We start from the raw sequence: 17,895 nt of genomic DNA, 5'->3' as shown, positions 1-17,895 counted from the left end.
GCCCCCTGCAACGCAAAAGCCCCCTTGCGGGGGCCCTAGCGGATCTGGCGGGGAGGGGGGGATTCGAACCCCCGAGGCGCTATAAACGCCTGCCTGATTTCGAGTCAGGTACATTCAACCGCTCTGCCACCTCCCCTGGATGCGGGTGTCGCGCGGCCCCGGCGCTGAACGTCGGGGGCGCAATCATACGGGGCGGGCTGCCGGCGGACAAGGCGCGGCGCTAGACTGGCCGGCCCGCCAGCGCAGGAGCGCCTTCCATGTCCGAGATTTCCGTGCCCGTGTCGTTCGGCGAGCTGCTGGACAAGATCGCGATCCTGCAGATCAAGTCCGAGCGCATGAGCGACCCGGACAAGGTGGCCAACGTGCGCAAGGAGCTGGCGGCGCTGGAGAACACCTGGATGGCGCATCCGGCCGCCGGCAAGGACATCGCCCGCCTGCGCGCCGAGCTCAAGGCCGTGAACGAGCGGCTTTGGGTGATCGAGGACGACATCCGCCTCAAGGAGAAGGCGCAGGCCTTCGACGAGGAGTTCATCCGCCTCGCGCGCAGCGTCTATTTCGAGAACGACGTGCGCGCCCGGGTGAAGAAGGAGATCAACCTCGCGCTGGGCTCGACCTATGTCGAGGAGAAGTCCTACCAGGACTACGGCACGGGCAAGGGCGTCTGAGGCGCGGCCTCAGCGCGGCTCGCTCCGGGATACGGCCGTGTCGGCATCGTCCGGCTCGCGCCAGGGCAGCAGCAGCTTCTGCAGCAGGCCGGGCTCGCGCGGGCCGATGCCGGTCTGCGCCACCGTGCCTTCGGAATAGGTGCCGAACAGCCGGTCCCACAGGATCGCATTGCAAGCGTAGTTGCTGTTGCTCTGGGCGAAGACCAGCGAGTGGTGCCGCCGATGCTGGTTGCTGTTGGTGAACAGCCAGCGCAGCAGCGGCGTGTCGATGTCGAGGTTGGCGTGGGCGATGGAGGTATTGACCACCGCCAGCACCGTGGCGCCTGCGACCGCGTCCGCGCCGGCGCCGCACAGCGAGGCGATCACCACCACCGGCAGCGCCAGCAGGGCCAACTCGAACGGATGGGTGGCGCCGGTGTTGAGGGCGTGCAGGTTGTGGAAGGCGTGGTGGAAACCGTGGCCGCTGGCGCGCCACAGCAGCGGCCAGCGATGCAGGGCGCGATGGACCCAGTAATAGAGGAAGTCCGCGGCGAGGAACAGCACCAGCACCTGCGCCAGCAGCGGCCAGCCCGCCGGCCACGGCGACAGCCCGAGCGATTCGCGCGCCGAGGCCAGCGCCGGGACCAGCACGATCGCGTAGGCCGACAGCACGAGCTGCAGCCCGAGCAGGCTCAGCAGGTACAGGCCCGCCAGGGTGGCCTTTTCGGCGGGCCTCTGCCGCCATTGCGGCATGGCCGGCGCCACGCGTTCCAGCATCGCCAGCACCAGCTGCGCCGCCACCAGGGCGATCAGGACGCTCGCCTCGTCGAGATCCAGCGCCCACCAAAGCGCCAGCGCGCCAGCCAGCAGCAGCGGCTGGGCGGCGTGGTGGATGGCCCGGCGCAGGCCGGAAAGGGCGGGGGACGCAGGGGCCATCGTCGCGTTCGCAGCAGGACCGCGGTCAGCCTAGCGCCGCGCCGCGCGCCTGCCATGTGCTGGAAGGCGCTCAGGCGCGGACGGCCCCCGGCCTGTGCGCGCGCTGGCTAGCCCCTTCTTCCACTCGCGGGGCAGGGCGGGATGGGGCGCGTCGGAGGGGCGTGCCGAGGCAGGGACGGCGCCGGGTCCTCAGCCCTGCTCGGCCCGGTACCGCTCGAATGCCGCGATGGCGTCGTCCACCGTCACCAGTTCCATCACCCCATCGAACTCGATCTTCGTGCCCCACTTCAGCTCCGCCGCCGGCCTGCCCAGGTACTTGCGCGCGGCATCGTCGTAGCGGTCCACGCAGTAGCGGCGGTCCGAATACGGCCCGCTGCGCGCCGGGTTGCTGGCCGCGTGCAGGCCCAGCACCTTCGTGCCCATGGCATTGGCGATGTGCATAGGGCCCGAATCGGGCGTGACCAGCAGGGCCGCGCGCTCCAGCAGGGCGGGCAGCTGCTTGAGCGTGTCCTTGCCGACCAGGTCCAGCGCCGGCGCGGTCATCGCCGCGAGGATGGCGTCGGTGGTGTCGCGCTCGAGCTGGCTGCGGCCGCCGCACAGCACCACCCGCCAACCCCGCGCGGCGGCATGGTCGGCCAGTGCGGCGTAGCGGTCGGCATACCAGTTGCGGCGCTGGTGGCTGGAGCAGGGCGAGACCAGCAGGGCGGGGACGCCGTCGTCGGGCCACTGCGCCCGCGCCCATTCGCGTGCCTCCGCCGGCACCGGCATGTCCCAGCGCACGCGGTCCTGGCGCAGCCCCAGCGGCTCGCAGAAGCTGCCGATGGCGTCGAGCACGTGGATGCCCGGACGATCGGGGATGCGCTCGTTGACGAACAGGCCGTGCAGGTCCTTCGAACGCGAGCGGTCGTAGCCGATGCGGCGTCGTGCGGGCACGAAGGCCGAGAGCAGGTTGGCGCGGGCCGCCACCTGCATCTGCAGCAGCGCGTCGAAGCGGCGCCCGGCCAGCGCCCGGCGCACGGCGCGCATGCCGGCCAGGCCGGTCTTCTTGTCGTAGACGAGGAACTCGATCCCGGACAGGCCCTCGAGCAGGCGGTGCTCGCCCTTGCCGATCACCCAGGTCAGGGCGATGTCGGGCCACGCATCGCGCAGGGTGGCCACCAGCGGCAGCACATGGGTGACATCGCCCAGCGCCGAGAGGCGCAGCAGGCAGATGGAGCGCGGAGCAGGGGGAGGTTGGGCCACGGCTTGCTAGACTCGCTGGATGGTCGCGTTCGACGCCACTGAGAGCCTGACGCCCTTCCGCGATCCGCACGGCAGCGGCGAGTATGGGGCGATTCTGTTCGACTCCACGCAGCTGCGGCAAGTGGACCCGCGCTGGTTCGACGCCGCGCAGTGGGGCATGCGCGCGCAGGCGGTGTCCGGCAGCGGCCGCGGCGGCGCCTGGTTCATCGACGCCAGCCATGGCCCCTGCGTGCTGCGCCAGTACCTGCGCGGCGGCATGGCGGCGAAGCTCAGCCGCGACCGCTACCTGTGGCGCGGCGCCGACCACACCCGCAGCTTCGCCGAGTTCCGCATCCTGCGCGAGCTGCTGCGGCGCAAGTGCCCGGTGCCGCAGCCGATCGCGGCCTGCTACCTGCGCAGCCGCTTCAGCTACCGCGCCTGGATCATCATCGAGCGGCTGCGCGAGGTGCGCTCGCTGGCCGAGCTGGTGCGCGAGTCGCCCGCCGACGCGCCCTGGGAGCAGACCGGCGTGCTGGTCGCGCGCTTCCACCGTGAAGGCCTGGACCATGCCGACCTCAACGCGCACAACGTGCTCTACGACGCCGCGGGCAAGGGCTGGCTGATCGACTTCGACCGCAGCCGCATGCACATCCCGGCCACGGCCTGGCGCGAGCGCAACCTGCAGCGCCTGCTGCGTTCGCTGCACAAGGTGGCCGGCCCCGGTGGGGCGCCCGCGGTCGAAGCCGGCTTCGCGCGGCTGCGCAAGGCCTACGACGCGCGTTGGGCGCGCGGCAACTGACGATGCTGCGGCGGCCGCCCCGCTCCGGTCCGGACGCCAGCGGCGGGAGCGCCGCGCGGTGAGCTGGGCGCTGCGCTTCCACGGCGTGGGCAACGCCTCGGCGGTGGAGCTGGGTTCGCCCATGGCCACCATCGAGCGCGACGGCCGGCCCTGGCTCACCATCGACTGCGGCAGCGAGGGCCTGACCGCCTTCCTGGCGCACTACGGCGCGCCTCCGCCGGCGCTGTTCATCACCCATACCCACCTCGATCACGTCGGTGGATTCGAGCGGCTGTTCGTCTCGGAATACTTCGACCCGGCGCGGCGCGGGCGCATGCCGGTCTACGTCCCGGCCAGCGTGGTGCCGCTGCTGCACCAGCGCGTCGGCGCCTATCCCAACGTGCTGGCCGAGGGTGGCGCCAACTTCTGGGATGCGTTCCGGGTGATCCCGGTCGGCGATGCGTTCTGGCACGACGGGCTGCGGCTGGAGGTGTTCCCGGTGCGCCACCACTGGCCGGATACCGCCTTCGGCCTGCGCCTGCCCGGCAGCCTGGTGTGGACCGGCGATACCCGGCCGGTCCCCGAACAGCTGCGCCGGCACGCCGATCGCGGCGAGCTGGTGGCGCACGACTGCGGATTGCACGGCAATCCCTCGCACAGCGGCATCGAGGACCTCGAGCGCGAGTACGAGCCGGCGCTGCTGGCGCGCTGCGTGCTCTACCACTACGCCAGCGTGGCCGACGGCCAGGCGATGGCGGCACGCGGGCATCGGGTCGCGACGCCGGGCGAGGTCATCGACCTGGCGCCGCCGGCGCCTCCGCCCCGGTCCGGGGACGGGCCATGAACGCGCGGCCCGACAGCGCGCCCGTGGTGGACCGCTTGGCACGACCGCTGCGCGACCTGCGGCTGTCGGTGATCGAGGCCTGCAATTTCCGCTGCGGCTACTGCATGCCCGCAGACCGGATTCCCGAAGATTACGGGCTGGATGCGGCGGGGCGGCTGTCCTTCGAAGCGATCGAAACGCTGGCGCGCGCGGCCGCGCGACTGGGCGCGACCAAGCTGCGCATCACCGGCGGCGAGCCGCTGCTGCGGCGCGGACTGCCGGAACTGGTCGCGCGGCTGGCCCGTATCGAGGGCATCGAGGACCTGGCGATGACCACCAACGGCGCGCTGCTGGCGCGCCACGCCGGGCCGCTGCGCGCGGCCGGGCTGCGCCGGATCACGGTCAGCCTCGACGCGCTCGACCCGGCGCTGTTCCGCCAGCTGTCGGGCGGGCGCGGCGACGTGGCCGACGTGCTGGCCGGGATCGCCGCGGCCGAGGCGGCGGGGTTCGGACCGCTCAAGATCAACTGCGTGGTCCAGCGCGGCATCAACGAGGCCGAGGTCGAGGGCCTGGTCGCGCATTTCCGCGGCAGCGGACACGTGCTGCGCTTCATCGAATACATGGACGTGGGCACCTGCAACGACTGGAGGCGCGAGGGCGTGGTCAGCTCGGCCGAACTGCGCGACCGTATCCACGCGCGCTGGCCGCTGCGCGCGCTGGACGCCAACTATCGCGGCGAGGTGGCGCGGCGCCACGCCTTCCTGGACGGGGCCGGCGAGATCGGCTTCGTCAGTTCGGTGAGCGCCCCGTTCTGCGGCGACTGCCACCGCGCGCGCGTGTCCGCCGACGGCCACCTCTATACCTGCCTGTTTTCGTCGCGGGGAGTGGACCTGCGGCCCGCGCTGGCGCAGGGCGAAGCCGCGGCAGCGGCGCGGCTGGCCCAGGTATGGTCGCAACGTGCCGACCGCTACAGCGAACTGCGCGGCAGCACGCAGGTGCCGCGACGACACGTGGAAATGTTCCTGGTCGGCGGTTGAGCGCGGCAGCCGGCGCCTGCAGCGGCTAGGATGGCGCCATGGCGAAGCGCAGCACATTGACCCATCTCGACGACCAGGGCCGGCCGGCCATGGTCGATGTCTCCGGCAAGGCCGTCACCGCGCGCCAGGCGCTGGCCGAGTGCCGCGTGCGCTTTCCCGCCGAGGTGGCCGCCCAGCTGCGCCGTTCCGGGCTGCGCAGCGCCAAGGGCGGCATCGTCGACACCGCGGTGATCGCCGGCACCATGGCGGTCAAGCGTACCCACGAGCTGATTCCGTTCTGCCATCCGCTGCCGATCGACGGCGTGCGCATCGCGATCGACTGGCACGGCGAACGCGAATTGCGCATCGAGTGCGCGGTCAGGACCACCCATCGCACCGGCGTGGAGATGGAGGCGCTGACCGGCGCCACCGTCGCCGCGCTGACCGTCTACGACATGTGCAAGGCGCTGTCGCACGCGATCGTGCTGGGTCCGGCGAAGCTGGCCGGCAAGCGCGGCGGCAAGCGCGATTTCGGGCAGGTCGGCTGATGGCGCGGGTGACGCTGCTGTATTTCGCCAGCCTGCGCGATGCCGCGGGCACGGGCTCGGAAACCGTCGAGGCGGACGGCGATCTCGCGGCGCTGTATGCCGAGGCGCGCGGGCGGCACGGCTTCGCGCTGCCGCGCGAACGCCTGCGCGTGGCGGTGGACGGCGAGTTCGCGCGCTGGACCGACGCGGTCCGCGACGGCGCGGAAGTGGCCTTCATCCCGCCGGTGTCGGGAGGATGACGGTGCGCGGCGTGGCTGCCGGGGGTCGGCCGGCATGAAGCGGTTCCGCATCGCCGATGCGCCGTTCGAGATCGCGCCGCTGCGCGAGCGGCTGCTGCACGATCGCGCCGGCGCGTTCGCCGCGTTCGAGGGCTGGGTGCGCGACCACAACGAGGGCAGGCCCGTCCACGGGCTCCGCTACGAGGCCTACGTCGAACTGGCCGAAGCCGAGGGCGAGCGCATCGTGGCCGAGGCGCTGGCGCGGTTCGATGCGGTCGAGGCCTGCTGCGTGCATCGCATCGGCGACCTGGCCATTGGCGAACTTGCGGTCTGGGCCGGCGCCAGCGCCGCGCACCGCGCCGCGGCGTTCGATGCCTGCCGCTGGATCGTCGACGAAGTGAAGGCGCGCGTGCCCATCTGGAAGCACGAGCGCTATGCCGATGGCGAGGCCGGCTGGCTGCATCCGCGATCCGGGGATCCAGCGGCCAGGGAATGACGTGATCCAGGCCGGAGCGTGCCAACCGCCGCGCTGGACGACCCATCCGACGCGGGCGACCATCGGGATATCGCGCGCGCCGGCACTGGCCCACGCAAACCCCTTCAATCCGCTCCAGCCGAGGTCGCCATGCACCGTCGCTTCCTGTTCGCGCTCGCCCTGCTGCTCCCGGCCGCCGCGTTGGCGCAGGGCACCCTGCTGGTGGGCAACAAGAGCGACGACACCGTCTGGCGGCTGTCGCTGGACGACGGCAGCCGCATGGCGGAGTTCGCCACCGGCGCCGGCCCGCACGAAATCGCGGTGTCTCCCGACGGCCGCAGCGCGGTGGTGACCGCCTACGGGCACCAGCAGCCGGGGCACGCGCTGACCGTGCTGGACCTGGCGGGTGGCGCGGCGCCGCGCAGCATCGACCTGGGTGAACATGGCCGGCCGCACGGCGTGAGCTTCCTGCCGGGCCGCGGCGAGGTGCTGGTGACCACCGAGCAGAGCCATGCGCTGCTGCGCGTGGACCTGGCGCAGGGTTCGGTGGCGCAGGCGATCGGGGTCGGCGACGGCGTCGGCCACATGTTCGCGCTGTCGCGCGACGGTGCGATCGCGTACGTGAGCAAGATCGCCGCGGGCAAGGTGCTGCGGGTGGACCTGGCGGCCGGGCGGGTGACGCACGAAGTCGCGGCGGGCGAGGGCGCCGAGGGCATCGAGGTGGCGCCCGACGGCAGCGTCTGGGTCACCAATCGCGCCGAGGACACGGTGACCGTGCACGACCCGGAGACCTTGGCCAGGATCGACACGCTGCCCAGCCCCGGCTTCCCGATCCGCGTGGTGTTCACGCCCGATGGCCGCCACGCGCTGGTCACCAACGCGATGGCGGCGACCATGTCGGTGTTCGACGCCACCGAGCGGACGCAGGTGGCCACGGTGGTGCTGCGGCCGGAGGGCGCGGAGGCCGGGCAGAGCATGCTGGGGGCCGGCCCCATGCCGATCGGCGCGATCGCCGATCCGGCGCGAGCGCGCGTGTACGTCGCGATCAGCGGCGGCGACCGCATCGCGGTGGTGGATACCGCGGACTGGCGCGTGCTCGACTACTGGCCGACGGGCAGGCAGCCCGATGCACTGGGCATCGTCCCGTAAGATCGCGCAAGAACGCTGGCGAAGGAGACAGGGATGCGGAACTGGACAGCGCTATGGATACTGCTGGGGGTGACCTGCCTGGCGGCCTGCCGCACCGTGCCGGCCGATCCGCCGCCTCCGGTGGCCAACGTGGAGGTCGCGCTCGTACCGCCTCCGCCGGGCGCCACGCGCATGCAGCTCGAGGCCAGCCAGGCCTTCGTATTCCCGCTGCTGGTCGAATCGGAGCTGCCGGTCTATCCGCCCGACCTGCTCGCGCTGCGGCTGGCGCCGCAGACCCTCTGCGTGGAAGTCGATATCGATGCCGACGGGGTGGTGGGCGATGTGCGTCCGCGCGAAGGCGTCCAATGCCCGGGCACGGGACCGCACCGGGCGCGCTTTGCCGCGCTGCTGGAGGAGTCGGTGCGCCGCTGGCGCTTCGATCCGGCGCTGGTCTGCCGCACGTCCGATGGTCGCGCCTCGCCGGACGCCTGTGCCGAGCCCGATTCGATCGACACGCCGGTGGCGCTGCGGCTGTCCTACGCGGTGGTATTCAGCCAGGAAGACGGGCAGCCGGTGGTGGAACTGGCGTCGGGCGCCGGAGGCGGCAGGTCGCGCTGATGTCCCGGGGCAGGCAGCCGTTCCCGCGTAGCCCCTGGCGCCGCTGCCCGCACTGCGAAGGCATGTCGCCACGAGTGCGGCAGTAAAGCGCGTCCGCTGCTCGCCGTGCCGACGCGGCCTCCCGTCGCTGTCGGGACAAGCCCGGCGCGTGGGCAGCGGCAATGAACCGCCGGCCGTCGGCGCTGTCGATGCGGGCCCGGAAAGGCGGTGGCCCCGCCAGCTGACCTCGGCACCCGCGTCGATCGATACCGTTGCTGCCTTCCGGCCCTGGCGGGGTTTTCGATCTAGCGTCGCGAGGGGCCGACGGGGCCACCATGGAAACTCTGACGCTGCGCGGGCACGGCCGCGCGGCGGAGCGCAATTGTAGACGTCGGCGGCAGCGGCGGCCAGCGCGACCGCGCGCACGTCAGTCCAGCGCGTCCCATGTCGACGCAGGCACCTCGCCCAGCGTCTCGAGCTGCGGTCGGCCGAACAGGTAGCCCTGGAACAGCGCGATCCCCAGCGTCCGCAGCGCGCGGTATTCGGCCGCGGTCTCCACGCCCTCCGCGATCACCGTCGATCCGAGTTCCGCCGCGATCCGCGCCACCCCGCCGACGATGGCCTGGCGGGCCGGATCGGTGGCGATCCCGCGCAGCAGCGCCATGTCGAGCTTGAGCACGTCCGGCTGGAACTCGGCCAGCAGTCCCAGGCCCGCGTAGCCGGCACCGAAGTCGTCGATCGCCGTGAGGAAGCCGCGGCTGCGGTAGTCGCGGAAGATCCGCGTCAGGTGCGCGTGGTCTCGCACCTGCTCCGACTCGGCGGTCTCGAACACCAGCCGGTCCGTCGGGAAGCCGCAGCGCCGGGCCGCGGCCAGGGTCAGGCGGATGCAGGTCGCCGGCTCGTACACGGCGTTGGGCAGGAAGTTGATCGACAGCCGCGACTGCAGGCCGAGGCGGGCGGCGGTCTCGATCGCCTTGACCCGGCAGGTCTGGTCGAACCGGTAAAGCTGCTGCGGTCCGACCCGCCCCAGGATCTCGGCCGCGCCGCCGCCCTCGACGGTCCGCACCAGCGCCTCGTAGCCGAACACCGAGCGGTCGCGCGCGTCGACGATGGGCTGGAAGGCCATGCGGACGTCGAAGTCCAGCCGGTCGGCATCTCCGCAACTCGCGCAGGGGTGCGGGCTGGCGTGGTCGCCGAAAAAGCGGGTGAGGTACATGCGACGTTCCGGCGCGAGAGGGAGCGGCAGGATGGCAGAAGCGGCGAGCAGGGACCGCGATGGGCAGCGGCCGTCCGGTCTGCCGTCCCGGGGCCGGGCGGCGCCGACGCAGAACGCCCCTTGCGGGGCGTGCGTACGGGCGGCGGATGTGGATGCGTTCGGCGCTTGCGCGTATCGGCTGCCGAACCCAGGGGCGCTTGCCCCTCATCGTGCCGCCGGCGAACCCCGCGCGACCCGATCCAACTACCCAGATGAAACTGGCGGAGAGAGGGGGATTCGAACCCCCGAAGCGCGGTTTAGACGCTTACACACTTTCCAGGCGTGCTCCTTCAACCACTCGGACACCTCTCCGCGAGGCCCCGGCAGGCGACATCCAGCCGCACGCAGGGGCGCAAATTCTAGCGGCGCCGGGCCTGCACCACAACCGAGCGCCGCCGCCGCGGGCTGAACGGCCCGGTCCGGGCGGACAAACCCGTGCGCGGCGCGGCACAATGGACGCATGTCGTACCTCGTCCTCGCCCGCAAGTGGCGCCCCAGGCGGTTCGCCGAGCTGGTGGGCCAGGAACACGTGGTCCGCGCGCTGTCCAATGCGCTCGATTCCGGCCGCGTGCACCACGCCTACCTGTTCACCGGCACCCGCGGCGTGGGCAAGACCACGATCGCGCGGATCTTCGCCAAGAGCCTGAACTGCGAGCAGGGCACGGGCGCCGATCCCTGCGGCCAGTGCGAGACCTGCCAGGCGATCGACGCGGGACGCTACATCGACCTGCTGGAGATCGACGCGGCGTCGAACACCGGCGTCGACAACGTCCGCGACCTGATCGACAACGCGCAGTACATGCCCTCGCGCGGCCGCTACAAGGTCTACCTGATCGACGAAGTGCACATGCTCTCCAAGCCGGCGTTCAACGCGCTGCTCAAGACGCTGGAGGAGCCGCCGGAGCACGTGAAGTTCCTGTTCGCCACCACCGACCCGGAGAAGCTCCTGGTCACGGTGCTGTCGCGCTGCCTGCAGTTCAACCTCAAGCGCCTGGACGAGGAACAGATCGGCGGGCAGATCGCGAAGATCCTCGAGGCCGAGGGCATCGCCGTGGAGCCTGGCGCGGTGCGCCAGCTGGCGCGCGCGGCCGACGGCAGCCTGCGCGACGGGCTGTCGCTGCTCGACCAGGCGATCGCCTACACCGGCGGCAACCTGTCCGAGGCCGGGGTGGCGACCATGCTCGGCACCGTCGACCGCACCCGCGTGGGCGCGCTGCTCGAGGCGCTGGCCGCGGGCGACGGCGCGCGGCTGATGGACGAGATCGCGACCCTGGCCGAGTTCTCGCCTGACTGGTCCGGCGTGCTCGAGGCGATGGCTGCCGCCCTGCACCGCATCCAGGTGCGGCAGCTGGTGCCCGGCAGTCCCGGCGAGGCCGACGGCATCGACATCGTGCCGCTGGCGTCGGCGCTGCGTCCCGAGCTGGTGCAACTGTGGTACCAGATGGCGCTGAACGGCCGCCGCGACCTGCCGCTGGCGCCCAGCGCGCGTTCGGGCTTCGAGATGAGCCTGCTGCGGATGCTCGCCTTCCGCCCCGCCGAAGGCGGCGGCGCTGCCGGCGGGCCGGCTGCGGGCGCGGCCCCGGCGCGCGGCGGACGCTCGGCGGCCGAGGCGGCGCGCGCGGCCCTGGAAGCCGACATGCAGCCGCCGCGTCCGGCGCCCGCGCGCACGGCGTCGCCCGCGCCTGCGCAGACCCCGGCGGAAGGTGTCGCGCCGCCCCCACGCGCGACGCCGCCCGCGCCGCGAGAGCCGGAGCCGGTCCAGGCCGCCCCGCCCGTCGTTGATGCGCCGCCGCCCGAAACCGCGCGTCGGGCCCCGTCGCGGACCGAGGCGCCGGCAGGCGCCAGCGCCACGCGCGGTCCGCTGGACGAGGCGGCCTGGGTCGACCTGGTCGCCGGCCTCGGTCTGCGTGGGCCGGTGCGCGAACTGGCGGCGCATGCCGCCTTCATCGACTGGACCGGCGGCGTGCTGCGCCTTGCCCTGCCGTCCAGCGACGACCACCTCAAGGCGCCTTTCCTGGTCACCCAGCTGGCCAATGCGCTCGCGCCGGCGCTGGGCGTCGCGCCGCAGATCCGGTTCGAGGACGCGGTCGAGGCCCCGGGCGAGACGCTGCACACGCGCACCGCGCGCGAGCGCGACGAACGCCAGGCCGCGGCCGAGAGCGCCTTCCTGTCCGACCCGCACGTGCAGCGGCTGATCCAGCAGCAGGGCGCCCGGGTCGTGCCAGATTCCATCCGACCATTCGACGAAGCCTAGGAATACGCCATGCGTGGAAACATCGCCCAGCTGATGCAGCAGGCGCAGAAGATGCAGGAGAACATGCAGAAGGTGCAGCAGGAGATCGCTGCCCTCGAAGTCACCGGCAGCGCCGGCGGCGGCATGGTCAGCGTCACCCTGTCGGGCGCCAAGGAGTGCCGCAAGGTGCGCATCGATCCGAGCGTGCTGTCCGATCCGGAGATGGCCGAGGACCTGATCGCGGCCGCCTTCAACGACGCCTCCAACAAGATCGACGCCGCCTCGCGCGAGAAGATGGCCGGCGCCACCGCCGGCATGCCGATCCCGCCCGGGATGAAGCTGCCGTTCTGAGCCGTGGTTCGTGATTGGTGATTCGTGATTCGCCAGGCAACCGCCGCGCGATCCGCTTCTGCCAATCACGAATCACCGATCACGAACCACCAACCGATGTCCTCCCTGCTCGAACAGCTGATCGAGGCCTTCCGCGTGCTGCCGGGCGTGGGCCAGAAGACCGCGCAGCGCATGGCCTACCACGTGCTCGAACGCGAGCGCGACGGCGGCCGGCGCCTGGCCGCGGCGCTGGCCGACGCGGTCGAGCGGGTGGGGCACTGCGGCCGCTGCCGCGATTTCAGCGAAAGCGAAGTCTGCGCCACCTGCGCCAGTGCCTCGCGCGACGCGCAGCAGCTGTGCGTGGTCGAGTCGCCGGCCGACCGGCTGGCGATCGAGCAGGCCACCGGCTATCGCGGGCTGTATTTCGTGCTGCAGGGGCGGCTGTCGCCGCTCGACGGCATCGGTCCGCGCGAGATCGGCCTCGACCGGCTGGACACGCGCCTGGGCGAGGGCGAGGTGCAGGAACTGATCATCGCCACCAATCCCACGGTCGAAGGCGAGGCCACCGCGCACTACCTGGCCCAGCTGGCGCGCCAGCACCGGGTCAAGCCCAGCCGCCTCGCGCACGGCGTGCCGCTGGGCGGCGAACTCGAATACGTCGACCGCGGCACGCTGTCGCACGCGTTCGGATCGCGCAGCGAGATGGCATGAGCGTCCGCGCCGGGCCGGCGCGGGGGAACGATCCGCGCTAGGCTCGCCTCGACGATGCATGCGCCGGGCATGGCCCCGGACGCCGCGTCCAGCCCCCGACCTCCAACGTTTGCCACGGCCCCGCCATGCCCACCATCTTCCAGAAGATCATCCGCCGCGAGATCCCCGCCGACATCGTGTTCGAGGACGAGCACGTCATCGCCTTCCGCGACATCGCGCCGCAGGCGCCGGTGCACGTGCTGTTCGTGCCGAAAGAGGATTTCGCGACCTTGAACGACGTGCCCGGCGACCGTCCCGAAATCGTCGGCCGCCTGGCCATCGCGGCCGCGGCCTACGCCAGGGCGCAGGGCTTCGCCGAGGACGGCTACCGCATCGTCATGAACTGCAACGGCGACGGCGGGCAGACCGTGTTCCAGATCCACCTGCACCTGCTGGCCGGCGCGCCGCTGGGCGGCTTCGGGGCGCGCTGAGCGGCCCCGGCCGCCTCACCACCAGCCCCACCAGGGCCACGGCTCGGGCCGGGTGATCAGCACCGGTTCGCGCTTGGGCCACAGGTACACCACGTCGGCGGCAAGCGCGGGGAGGCGATAGTCGTACTCGCCGATGCGGCGGGTCTCGTAGCCGGTGACGGTGCCGGAGAAGGTGACCTCGCGGTTCACCTCGAACACCGCCGGGTCGTAGAAGCCGGCGCGGCAGGCGATGAAGCGGCCGTGGCTGTCGTCGCTGCCCCACCATGGACGGCCGGTCGCGGCCAGGCGGGTGGAGATCATCTCGAAGCAGGTCCGGTTCGGACCCGGCTCGACCCGCACGATGCGACCGCCCCAGCGCACCGGCAGTCCGGTGGCGTCGGATTCGACCGCGGCATGCGGGGTCATGGCGCTGAATTCGCCGCGCAGCGGCCGGGGCTGGGAGGCGCAGGCGGCGAGCAGCAAGAGCGCGGCGGCGGGAAGCAGGAGGCGGACGGTCATGGCGAGGATTCCGGGCGGGCGGTTCGTGCGGGGCGGTGGCGGCGCAGGTCGCGGATCAGCGACGCGGGGTCCGCGCCTGTCGCCCGCGGAGCGTAGCGCCAGTTTTCGAAACGTTCGGTGAGCGCGAGCAGCGCGCCGCCGTCGGCCGGGCGCAGCGCCGCCACGCGCCGGGCCCACTGCAGCGAGGGTTCGTGCGGTGCGCGCGCCAGGCCCAGCCTCGCGTAGCGCGCGCCGAGGCGGCGCCAGGCCGCCAGCACCCGGTCGCCGCCGCGATCGGCGCGGGCGGTCAGCCACAGCATCCAGGCCAGGGCCAGCAGCGCGCTGGCGGCGAACAGGCCGACCAGGCCGCGCCAGCCGGCGCCGTCCAGGCCCAGCGGGCGCAGCATGGCCACCTGCCGCGCCGCATCGAAGCCGAGCACCATGTCGTTCCAGCCGCGGCGCAGCCAGTCGCCCACATCCAGCATCGGGCCCACGCCGGGCAGGGCGGTGAAGCCGCCGCCGGACGCGCGATCGTCGATGGTGTCGTAGATCCGCTCCGGCGCGACCGCCGCGGTGGGATCCACGCGTACCCAACCGCGGCCGTCCAGCCAGACCTCGACCCAGGCGTGCGCATCCTGGTTGCGCACGATCCAGTAGTCGCCGATCGGGTTGCGGGTGCCGCCGGCATAGCCGGTGACCACCCGCGAAGGGATGCCGGCCGCGCGCATCAGGATGGCGAAGCCCGAGGCGAAGTGCTCGCAGAAACCCCGCTTCCACTCGAACAGGAATTCGTCGGCCGAATGACGGCCGGGGAGGGGCGTGGCCAGGGTATAGCCGAACTCGGCGCGGATCATCGCCATCGCGCGTTCGACGATGGCCGCATCGCCCGTGGATCCGAGCTCGCGCCGCCACTGCCGCCCGAGCGCGACGGTGCGCGGATTGAACCCGTCCGGCAGGCGCAGCGCGCTTTCGCGGATGAAGGGCAGCAGGCGCGGCTCGAAGCGGCGCGGCGGCGCGGCGTCCATGCGCCAGCGGCTCACCGAGACCAGCGGCGCGCGGGCTTCCAGGGTGTAGTCCCAGGACAGGCGTGCCGCCTGGGGGGCGGCGTCGGGCAGTTCCAGCGCCACCACGGTGCGGCGTTCGGTCGGCTCCAGCACCATCTCGTAGCGCCAGCGCGCCCGCGCCGGCTCGACCTCGGGCGGCGGCAGCGCCTCGAACCGGCGCGCGCGGGTCCAGGTACGGCCGTCGTAGTCCATCAACACCGGCCCGCGCCAGTACATCTGCGACTGCGGCGGCGGCTGGCCGGAGAAACTGGCGCGCAGCGCCGGGCGCTCGTCGTTCATCAGGTCCAGCCACTCGCCCGGCGCCATCTCGTCCGAGAGGCCGGGCCGCGCCAGGGCGCGTTCCGGCACGCCCCAGAGCGGCGTGCCCAGGCGCGGAAACAGCCAGAAGGCGGACAGCGCCAGCGGCAGGCCGACCAGCAGCAGCCTGCCCACCAGCGCCAGCCGCTGGCGCGGCGCCACGCGCGCGGCTTCGCCGGACTCGCGCTCGGACAGCTGCGCCAGCGCGGCCAGGGCGACCACCGCGCCGAGCAGGCCCAGCACCAGCGACAGCGGCCCCTGGTCGAGCAGGAAGGTCGAGAACGGCGCGAATAGCGCGAATCCCACCAGGCTGCGCGCGTCGCGCAGCGAGGCCAGCTCGCCGGGTTTGATCGCCAGCATGGCCGCGAGCAGTGCGCAGGCGGTGTCGCGCCCGAGGCTGAAGCGCGATATCGACAGCACCACGCCGAACAGGCACAGCGCCAGCGCGATCCGCAGCCAGCCCGGCAGCGGACGGTGCCGCCCGGCCAGGGCCACCAGCACGCCGGCGCCGGCGCAGCCCCAGGCGATCGCGGCCGGCAGCTGCGGCAGCAGCGGCAGCAGGCAGGCGGCCGCCGCGGCCAGCGCCCAGCCGCGCGCGGCGCGGTCGAGCGGCAGCGCCTCAGCCCGCGGCACGGGCATCGTCCTCGCGCGGCAGCAGGGCCAGGGCGCGCAGGCAGGCGTGGCGGTGCGCGGCGCCGCGGCCCGGGCCCAGTTCCGGCTGGCCGGGCAGGCGCAGGCGGTAGCGGCGCGACTCGCGCTCGGCCTCGTCCACCCAGCGCGCCAGGCGGCGGATCCGGTCCTCGTGGCGCAGGGCCTGCAGTCGCTGCCAGTCGAGCACGATGTCGGCGCCCTGCGGCTGCTCGAATTCGCGCACCAGCAGCGCGTCGCGACGTGCCGACGCCTTCCAGGCGACCGCGCGCAGGCTGTCGCCGCGGCGCCAGTCGCGCAGGTGGTGCACGTCCTCTCCGCCGGGCGAGACCCGCGACTGCGCCTGCTCGCCGCGCCCGGTCGGCAGCGGCGGACCGCCCGCCTCGGGCGCCGGATAGACCAGCAGCGGCGCGTCGGCCCAGGCATAGGCCCAGGCCCGGGCGAGGCCCAGCGGCCGCGTGGTCGAGATGCGCAGGCGGCCCGGATCCAGCCAGCCGCGCACGCGGGTGGGCAGGACGATGTCGGCTTCCCCGGCGCTGTTGGCCAGGTCCAGGGTCGCGGTCTGGCCGGTGCAGTCCACGCGCAGCCCGCGGCGCTCGCGGGAGTCGTCGGCACGCGCGTGCACGCGCAGGCGCAGCGGCGCGCCGGCCGCGACCGGCTCGGCGCCGATGGCGTGGATCGCCAGTCCGCTCAGCTGCAGCTGCGCCTGCAGCAGGCTGGCGATGCCCGCGCCTCCCAGCAGCAGGCACAGCAGCAGTGCCGGGTTGTTGTTGTAGTTGAGCGCGCCGGCGCCCATCGCCAGCAGCAGCACGGCGAAGAACAGGCCGAAGCGGGTGGGAAGGACATAGATGCGATGCCGGTCGAACCGCACCGGCAGCCGCCCCGGCGTGCGCCTGCGGATCCAGGCATCGAAGCGCGCATCCAGGCGGCGGCGGATCGCGCGCAGCATCAGGCGTTTCCGCCGATCGCCGCGAGGGCGCAGGCGCGGCGCGCGTCGGCGTGCAGGGGAGCAGGGGCGGAAGCCGTCATCGCCGCCGGCATCAGTCCACCGGCACGTCCCGCAGGATCGACATCGCCAGCGCGGCGCCATCGCTTCCGGCCTCGACGTCCGCCACCAGCCGGTGCGCCGCCACCGCGCCGAACAGGGCCTGCACGTCCTCGGGCGTGGCGGCGGTCCGGCCCTGCAGCAGCGCATGCGCGCGCGCCGCGCGCAGCAGCGCGATGCCCGCGCGAGGCGACAGGCCCACGCGCACGCCCGGCGCCTGGCGGCTGCGCGCCAGCAGCGCATGCACGTAGTCCACCAGCGCCTCGCTGGCGTGTACCCCGGCCACCGCCTGGCGCAGGCGAAGCACGTCGTCGCCGCCGAGGATCGGCGTGGCGCGCGCGATCAGGCCGCGGCGGTCCTCGCCGGCCAGCAGCGCACGCTCGGCCGCTTCGTCCGGATAGCCCAGCGACAGCCGCAGCAGGAAGCGGTCGAGCTGCGAGTCGGGCAGGGGATAGGTGCCCGACAGGTCCACCGGGTTCTGCGTGGCGATGACGAAGAACGGCTCGGGCAGGCGATGCGTGGTGCCGTCGACCGTCACCTGGTATTCGGCCATGGCCTCGAGCAGGGCGCTCTGCGTGCGCGGCGGCGCGCGGTTGATCTCGTCGGCCAGCAGCACGTTGGCGAACACCGGGCCGGGATGGAACTCGAAGCGGCGCGCCTGCGCATCGAAGATCGATACACCGACGATGTCCGAAGGCAGCAGGTCGGAGGTGAACTGCACGCGCTGGAAGCCCAGTCCCAGGGTCGCGGCCAGCGCATGCGCCAGCGTGGTCTTGCCCAGGCCGGGCAGGTCCTCGATCAGCAGGTGGCCGTCGCAGAGGAGGGCGACGAACGCCAGCTGCACCTCGCGCGCCTTGCCCAGCACCAGGCGGTTGACCTGCGCCTGCGCCGCCGTCAACGCGTCTTGATCGCGGTCGGTTAGCATGGCGGGTTCGTGGATGGCGGCGGACACGACGCTCTCCGTTGGACAGGCGGATTTCG

General features: G+C 72.9%; 20 protein-coding genes, 2 tRNA genes and 1 other RNA gene. 13 read left to right on the top strand and 10 right to left on the bottom strand.

Features of this window, described 5'->3' with window-relative positions:
• Positions 1–45: 45 nt before the first annotated feature.
• A tRNA-Ser gene (locus ACFQ2D_RS13250) sits at positions 46–136 on the bottom strand.
• A 121-nt stretch (positions 137–257) separates the two neighbouring features.
• Here ACFQ2D_RS13250 and ACFQ2D_RS13245 point away from each other — a divergent pair.
• The gene (locus ACFQ2D_RS13245) at positions 258–665 is read left to right on the top strand and encodes a DUF6165 family protein (RefSeq protein WP_280942644.1); all 408 of its coding nucleotides are present in this window, start codon (positions 258–260) and stop codon (positions 663–665) included.
• Positions 666–674: 9 nt separating this feature from the next.
• Here ACFQ2D_RS13245 and ACFQ2D_RS13240 read toward each other — a convergent pair whose 3' ends face one another.
• The gene (locus tag ACFQ2D_RS13240; protein WP_280942645.1) at positions 675–1,580 is read right to left on the bottom strand and encodes a sterol desaturase family protein; all 906 of its coding nucleotides are present in this window, start codon (positions 1,578–1,580) and stop codon (positions 675–677) included.
• A 189-nt stretch (positions 1,581–1,769) separates the two neighbouring features.
• On the bottom strand, positions 1,770–2,822 hold the full coding sequence (locus ACFQ2D_RS13235) for a glycosyltransferase family 9 protein (RefSeq protein WP_280942646.1): 1,053 nt from the start codon (positions 2,820–2,822) through the stop codon (positions 1,770–1,772).
• Between the two features lie 19 nt (positions 2,823–2,841).
• Between ACFQ2D_RS13235 and ACFQ2D_RS13230 the strand changes: the two genes are divergently transcribed.
• The 8 genes from ACFQ2D_RS13230 to ACFQ2D_RS13195 all read left to right on the top strand — a co-directional run bounded on the left by ACFQ2D_RS13230 (position 2,842) and on the right by ACFQ2D_RS13195 (position 8,405).
• The gene (locus ACFQ2D_RS13230) at positions 2,842–3,600 is read left to right on the top strand and encodes a 3-deoxy-D-manno-octulosonic acid kinase (protein ID WP_280942647.1); all 759 of its coding nucleotides are present in this window, start codon (positions 2,842–2,844) and stop codon (positions 3,598–3,600) included.
• A 58-nt stretch (positions 3,601–3,658) separates the two neighbouring features.
• The gene (locus tag ACFQ2D_RS13225) at positions 3,659–4,423 is read left to right on the top strand and encodes an MBL fold metallo-hydrolase (RefSeq protein ID WP_280942648.1); all 765 of its coding nucleotides are present in this window, start codon (positions 3,659–3,661) and stop codon (positions 4,421–4,423) included.
• Positions 4,420–5,439: a GTP 3',8-cyclase MoaA gene (moaA, locus tag ACFQ2D_RS13220; RefSeq protein WP_280942649.1), complete on the top strand. Its 1,020-nt coding sequence runs from the start codon at positions 4,420–4,422 to the stop codon at positions 5,437–5,439. The genes ACFQ2D_RS13225 and moaA overlap by 4 nt, the downstream gene beginning before the upstream one ends.
• A gap of 38 nt (positions 5,440–5,477) precedes the next feature.
• Positions 5,478–5,966 (top strand): cyclic pyranopterin monophosphate synthase MoaC, encoded by a 489-nt coding sequence (gene moaC / locus ACFQ2D_RS13215; protein ID WP_280942650.1) that lies wholly within the window; start codon positions 5,478–5,480, stop codon positions 5,964–5,966.
• Positions 5,963–6,205, top strand: coding sequence for a MoaD/ThiS family protein (locus ACFQ2D_RS13210; protein ID WP_280942677.1), 243 nt, complete (start codon positions 5,963–5,965; stop codon positions 6,203–6,205). The genes moaC and ACFQ2D_RS13210 overlap by 4 nt, the downstream gene beginning before the upstream one ends.
• A 34-nt stretch (positions 6,206–6,239) precedes the next feature.
• Positions 6,240–6,680, top strand: a complete 441-nt coding sequence (locus ACFQ2D_RS13205) for a molybdenum cofactor biosynthesis protein MoaE (protein WP_280942651.1) — start codon at positions 6,240–6,242, stop codon at positions 6,678–6,680.
• A gap of 129 nt (positions 6,681–6,809) precedes the next feature.
• Entirely contained in the window at positions 6,810–7,808 is a 999-nt protein-coding gene (locus tag ACFQ2D_RS13200) for a gluconolaconase (RefSeq protein ID WP_280942652.1), read from the top strand.
• Between the two features lie 33 nt (positions 7,809–7,841).
• Entirely contained in the window at positions 7,842–8,405 is a 564-nt protein-coding gene (locus ACFQ2D_RS13195) for a hypothetical protein (protein WP_280942653.1), read from the top strand.
• A gap of 210 nt (positions 8,406–8,615) precedes the next feature.
• On the opposite strand, the gene ffs is transcribed toward ACFQ2D_RS13195, so the two are convergent.
• The 3 genes from ffs to ACFQ2D_RS13180 all read right to left on the bottom strand — a co-directional run bounded on the left by ffs (position 8,616) and on the right by ACFQ2D_RS13180 (position 9,951).
• An RNA gene (gene ffs, locus ACFQ2D_RS13190) (signal recognition particle sRNA small type) lies at positions 8,616–8,712 on the bottom strand.
• 99 nt (positions 8,713–8,811) lie between these two features.
• Positions 8,812–9,600, bottom strand: coding sequence for an EAL domain-containing protein (locus ACFQ2D_RS13185; RefSeq protein WP_386795676.1), 789 nt, complete (start codon positions 9,598–9,600; stop codon positions 8,812–8,814).
• 258 nt (positions 9,601–9,858) lie between these two features.
• A tRNA-Ser gene (locus ACFQ2D_RS13180) sits at positions 9,859–9,951 on the bottom strand.
• Positions 9,952–10,099: 148 nt separating this feature from the next.
• Between ACFQ2D_RS13180 and dnaX the strand changes: the two genes are divergently transcribed.
• The 4 genes from dnaX to ACFQ2D_RS13160 all read left to right on the top strand — a co-directional run bounded on the left by dnaX (position 10,100) and on the right by ACFQ2D_RS13160 (position 13,383).
• The gene (gene dnaX, locus ACFQ2D_RS13175) at positions 10,100–11,893 is read left to right on the top strand and encodes a DNA polymerase III subunit gamma/tau (RefSeq protein ID WP_386795675.1); all 1,794 of its coding nucleotides are present in this window, start codon (positions 10,100–10,102) and stop codon (positions 11,891–11,893) included.
• 9 nt (positions 11,894–11,902) lie between these two features.
• On the top strand, positions 11,903–12,223 hold the full coding sequence (locus tag ACFQ2D_RS13170) for a YbaB/EbfC family nucleoid-associated protein (protein WP_280942062.1): 321 nt from the start codon (positions 11,903–11,905) through the stop codon (positions 12,221–12,223).
• A gap of 96 nt (positions 12,224–12,319) precedes the next feature.
• Positions 12,320–12,913 (top strand): recombination mediator RecR, encoded by a 594-nt coding sequence (gene recR / locus ACFQ2D_RS13165; protein WP_280942064.1) that lies wholly within the window; start codon positions 12,320–12,322, stop codon positions 12,911–12,913.
• A 125-nt stretch (positions 12,914–13,038) separates the two neighbouring features.
• Entirely contained in the window at positions 13,039–13,383 is a 345-nt protein-coding gene (locus ACFQ2D_RS13160; RefSeq protein WP_280942065.1) for a histidine triad nucleotide-binding protein, read from the top strand.
• A 15-nt stretch (positions 13,384–13,398) separates the two neighbouring features.
• On the opposite strand, the gene ACFQ2D_RS13155 is transcribed toward ACFQ2D_RS13160, so the two are convergent.
• The 4 genes from ACFQ2D_RS13155 to ACFQ2D_RS13140 all read right to left on the bottom strand — a co-directional run bounded on the left by ACFQ2D_RS13155 (position 13,399) and on the right by ACFQ2D_RS13140 (position 17,866).
• Positions 13,399–13,881, bottom strand: coding sequence for a Slp family lipoprotein (locus ACFQ2D_RS13155; RefSeq protein WP_280942066.1), 483 nt, complete (start codon positions 13,879–13,881; stop codon positions 13,399–13,401).
• Positions 13,878–15,860 (bottom strand): transglutaminase TgpA family protein, encoded by a 1,983-nt coding sequence (locus ACFQ2D_RS13150; protein WP_386795674.1) that lies wholly within the window; start codon positions 15,858–15,860, stop codon positions 13,878–13,880. Before ACFQ2D_RS13150 ends, ACFQ2D_RS13155 begins: the two co-directional genes overlap by 4 nt.
• Positions 15,841–16,815 (bottom strand): DUF58 domain-containing protein, encoded by a 975-nt coding sequence (locus ACFQ2D_RS13145; protein ID WP_386795696.1) that lies wholly within the window; start codon positions 16,813–16,815, stop codon positions 15,841–15,843. The genes ACFQ2D_RS13150 and ACFQ2D_RS13145 overlap by 20 nt, the downstream gene beginning before the upstream one ends.
• Before the next feature lie 94 nt (positions 16,816–16,909).
• The gene (locus ACFQ2D_RS13140) at positions 16,910–17,866 is read right to left on the bottom strand and encodes an AAA family ATPase (protein ID WP_386795673.1); all 957 of its coding nucleotides are present in this window, start codon (positions 17,864–17,866) and stop codon (positions 16,910–16,912) included.
• Between the last annotated feature and the right edge of the window lie 29 nt (positions 17,867–17,895).

The organism is Luteimonas composti, from assembly GCF_042678665.1.
Taxonomy (GTDB): Bacteria; Pseudomonadota; Gammaproteobacteria; order Xanthomonadales; family Xanthomonadaceae; genus Luteimonas; species Luteimonas composti.
The sequence above is the reverse complement of the archived record's forward strand: the minus strand, read 5'-3'. Positions and strand labels throughout refer to the sequence as shown.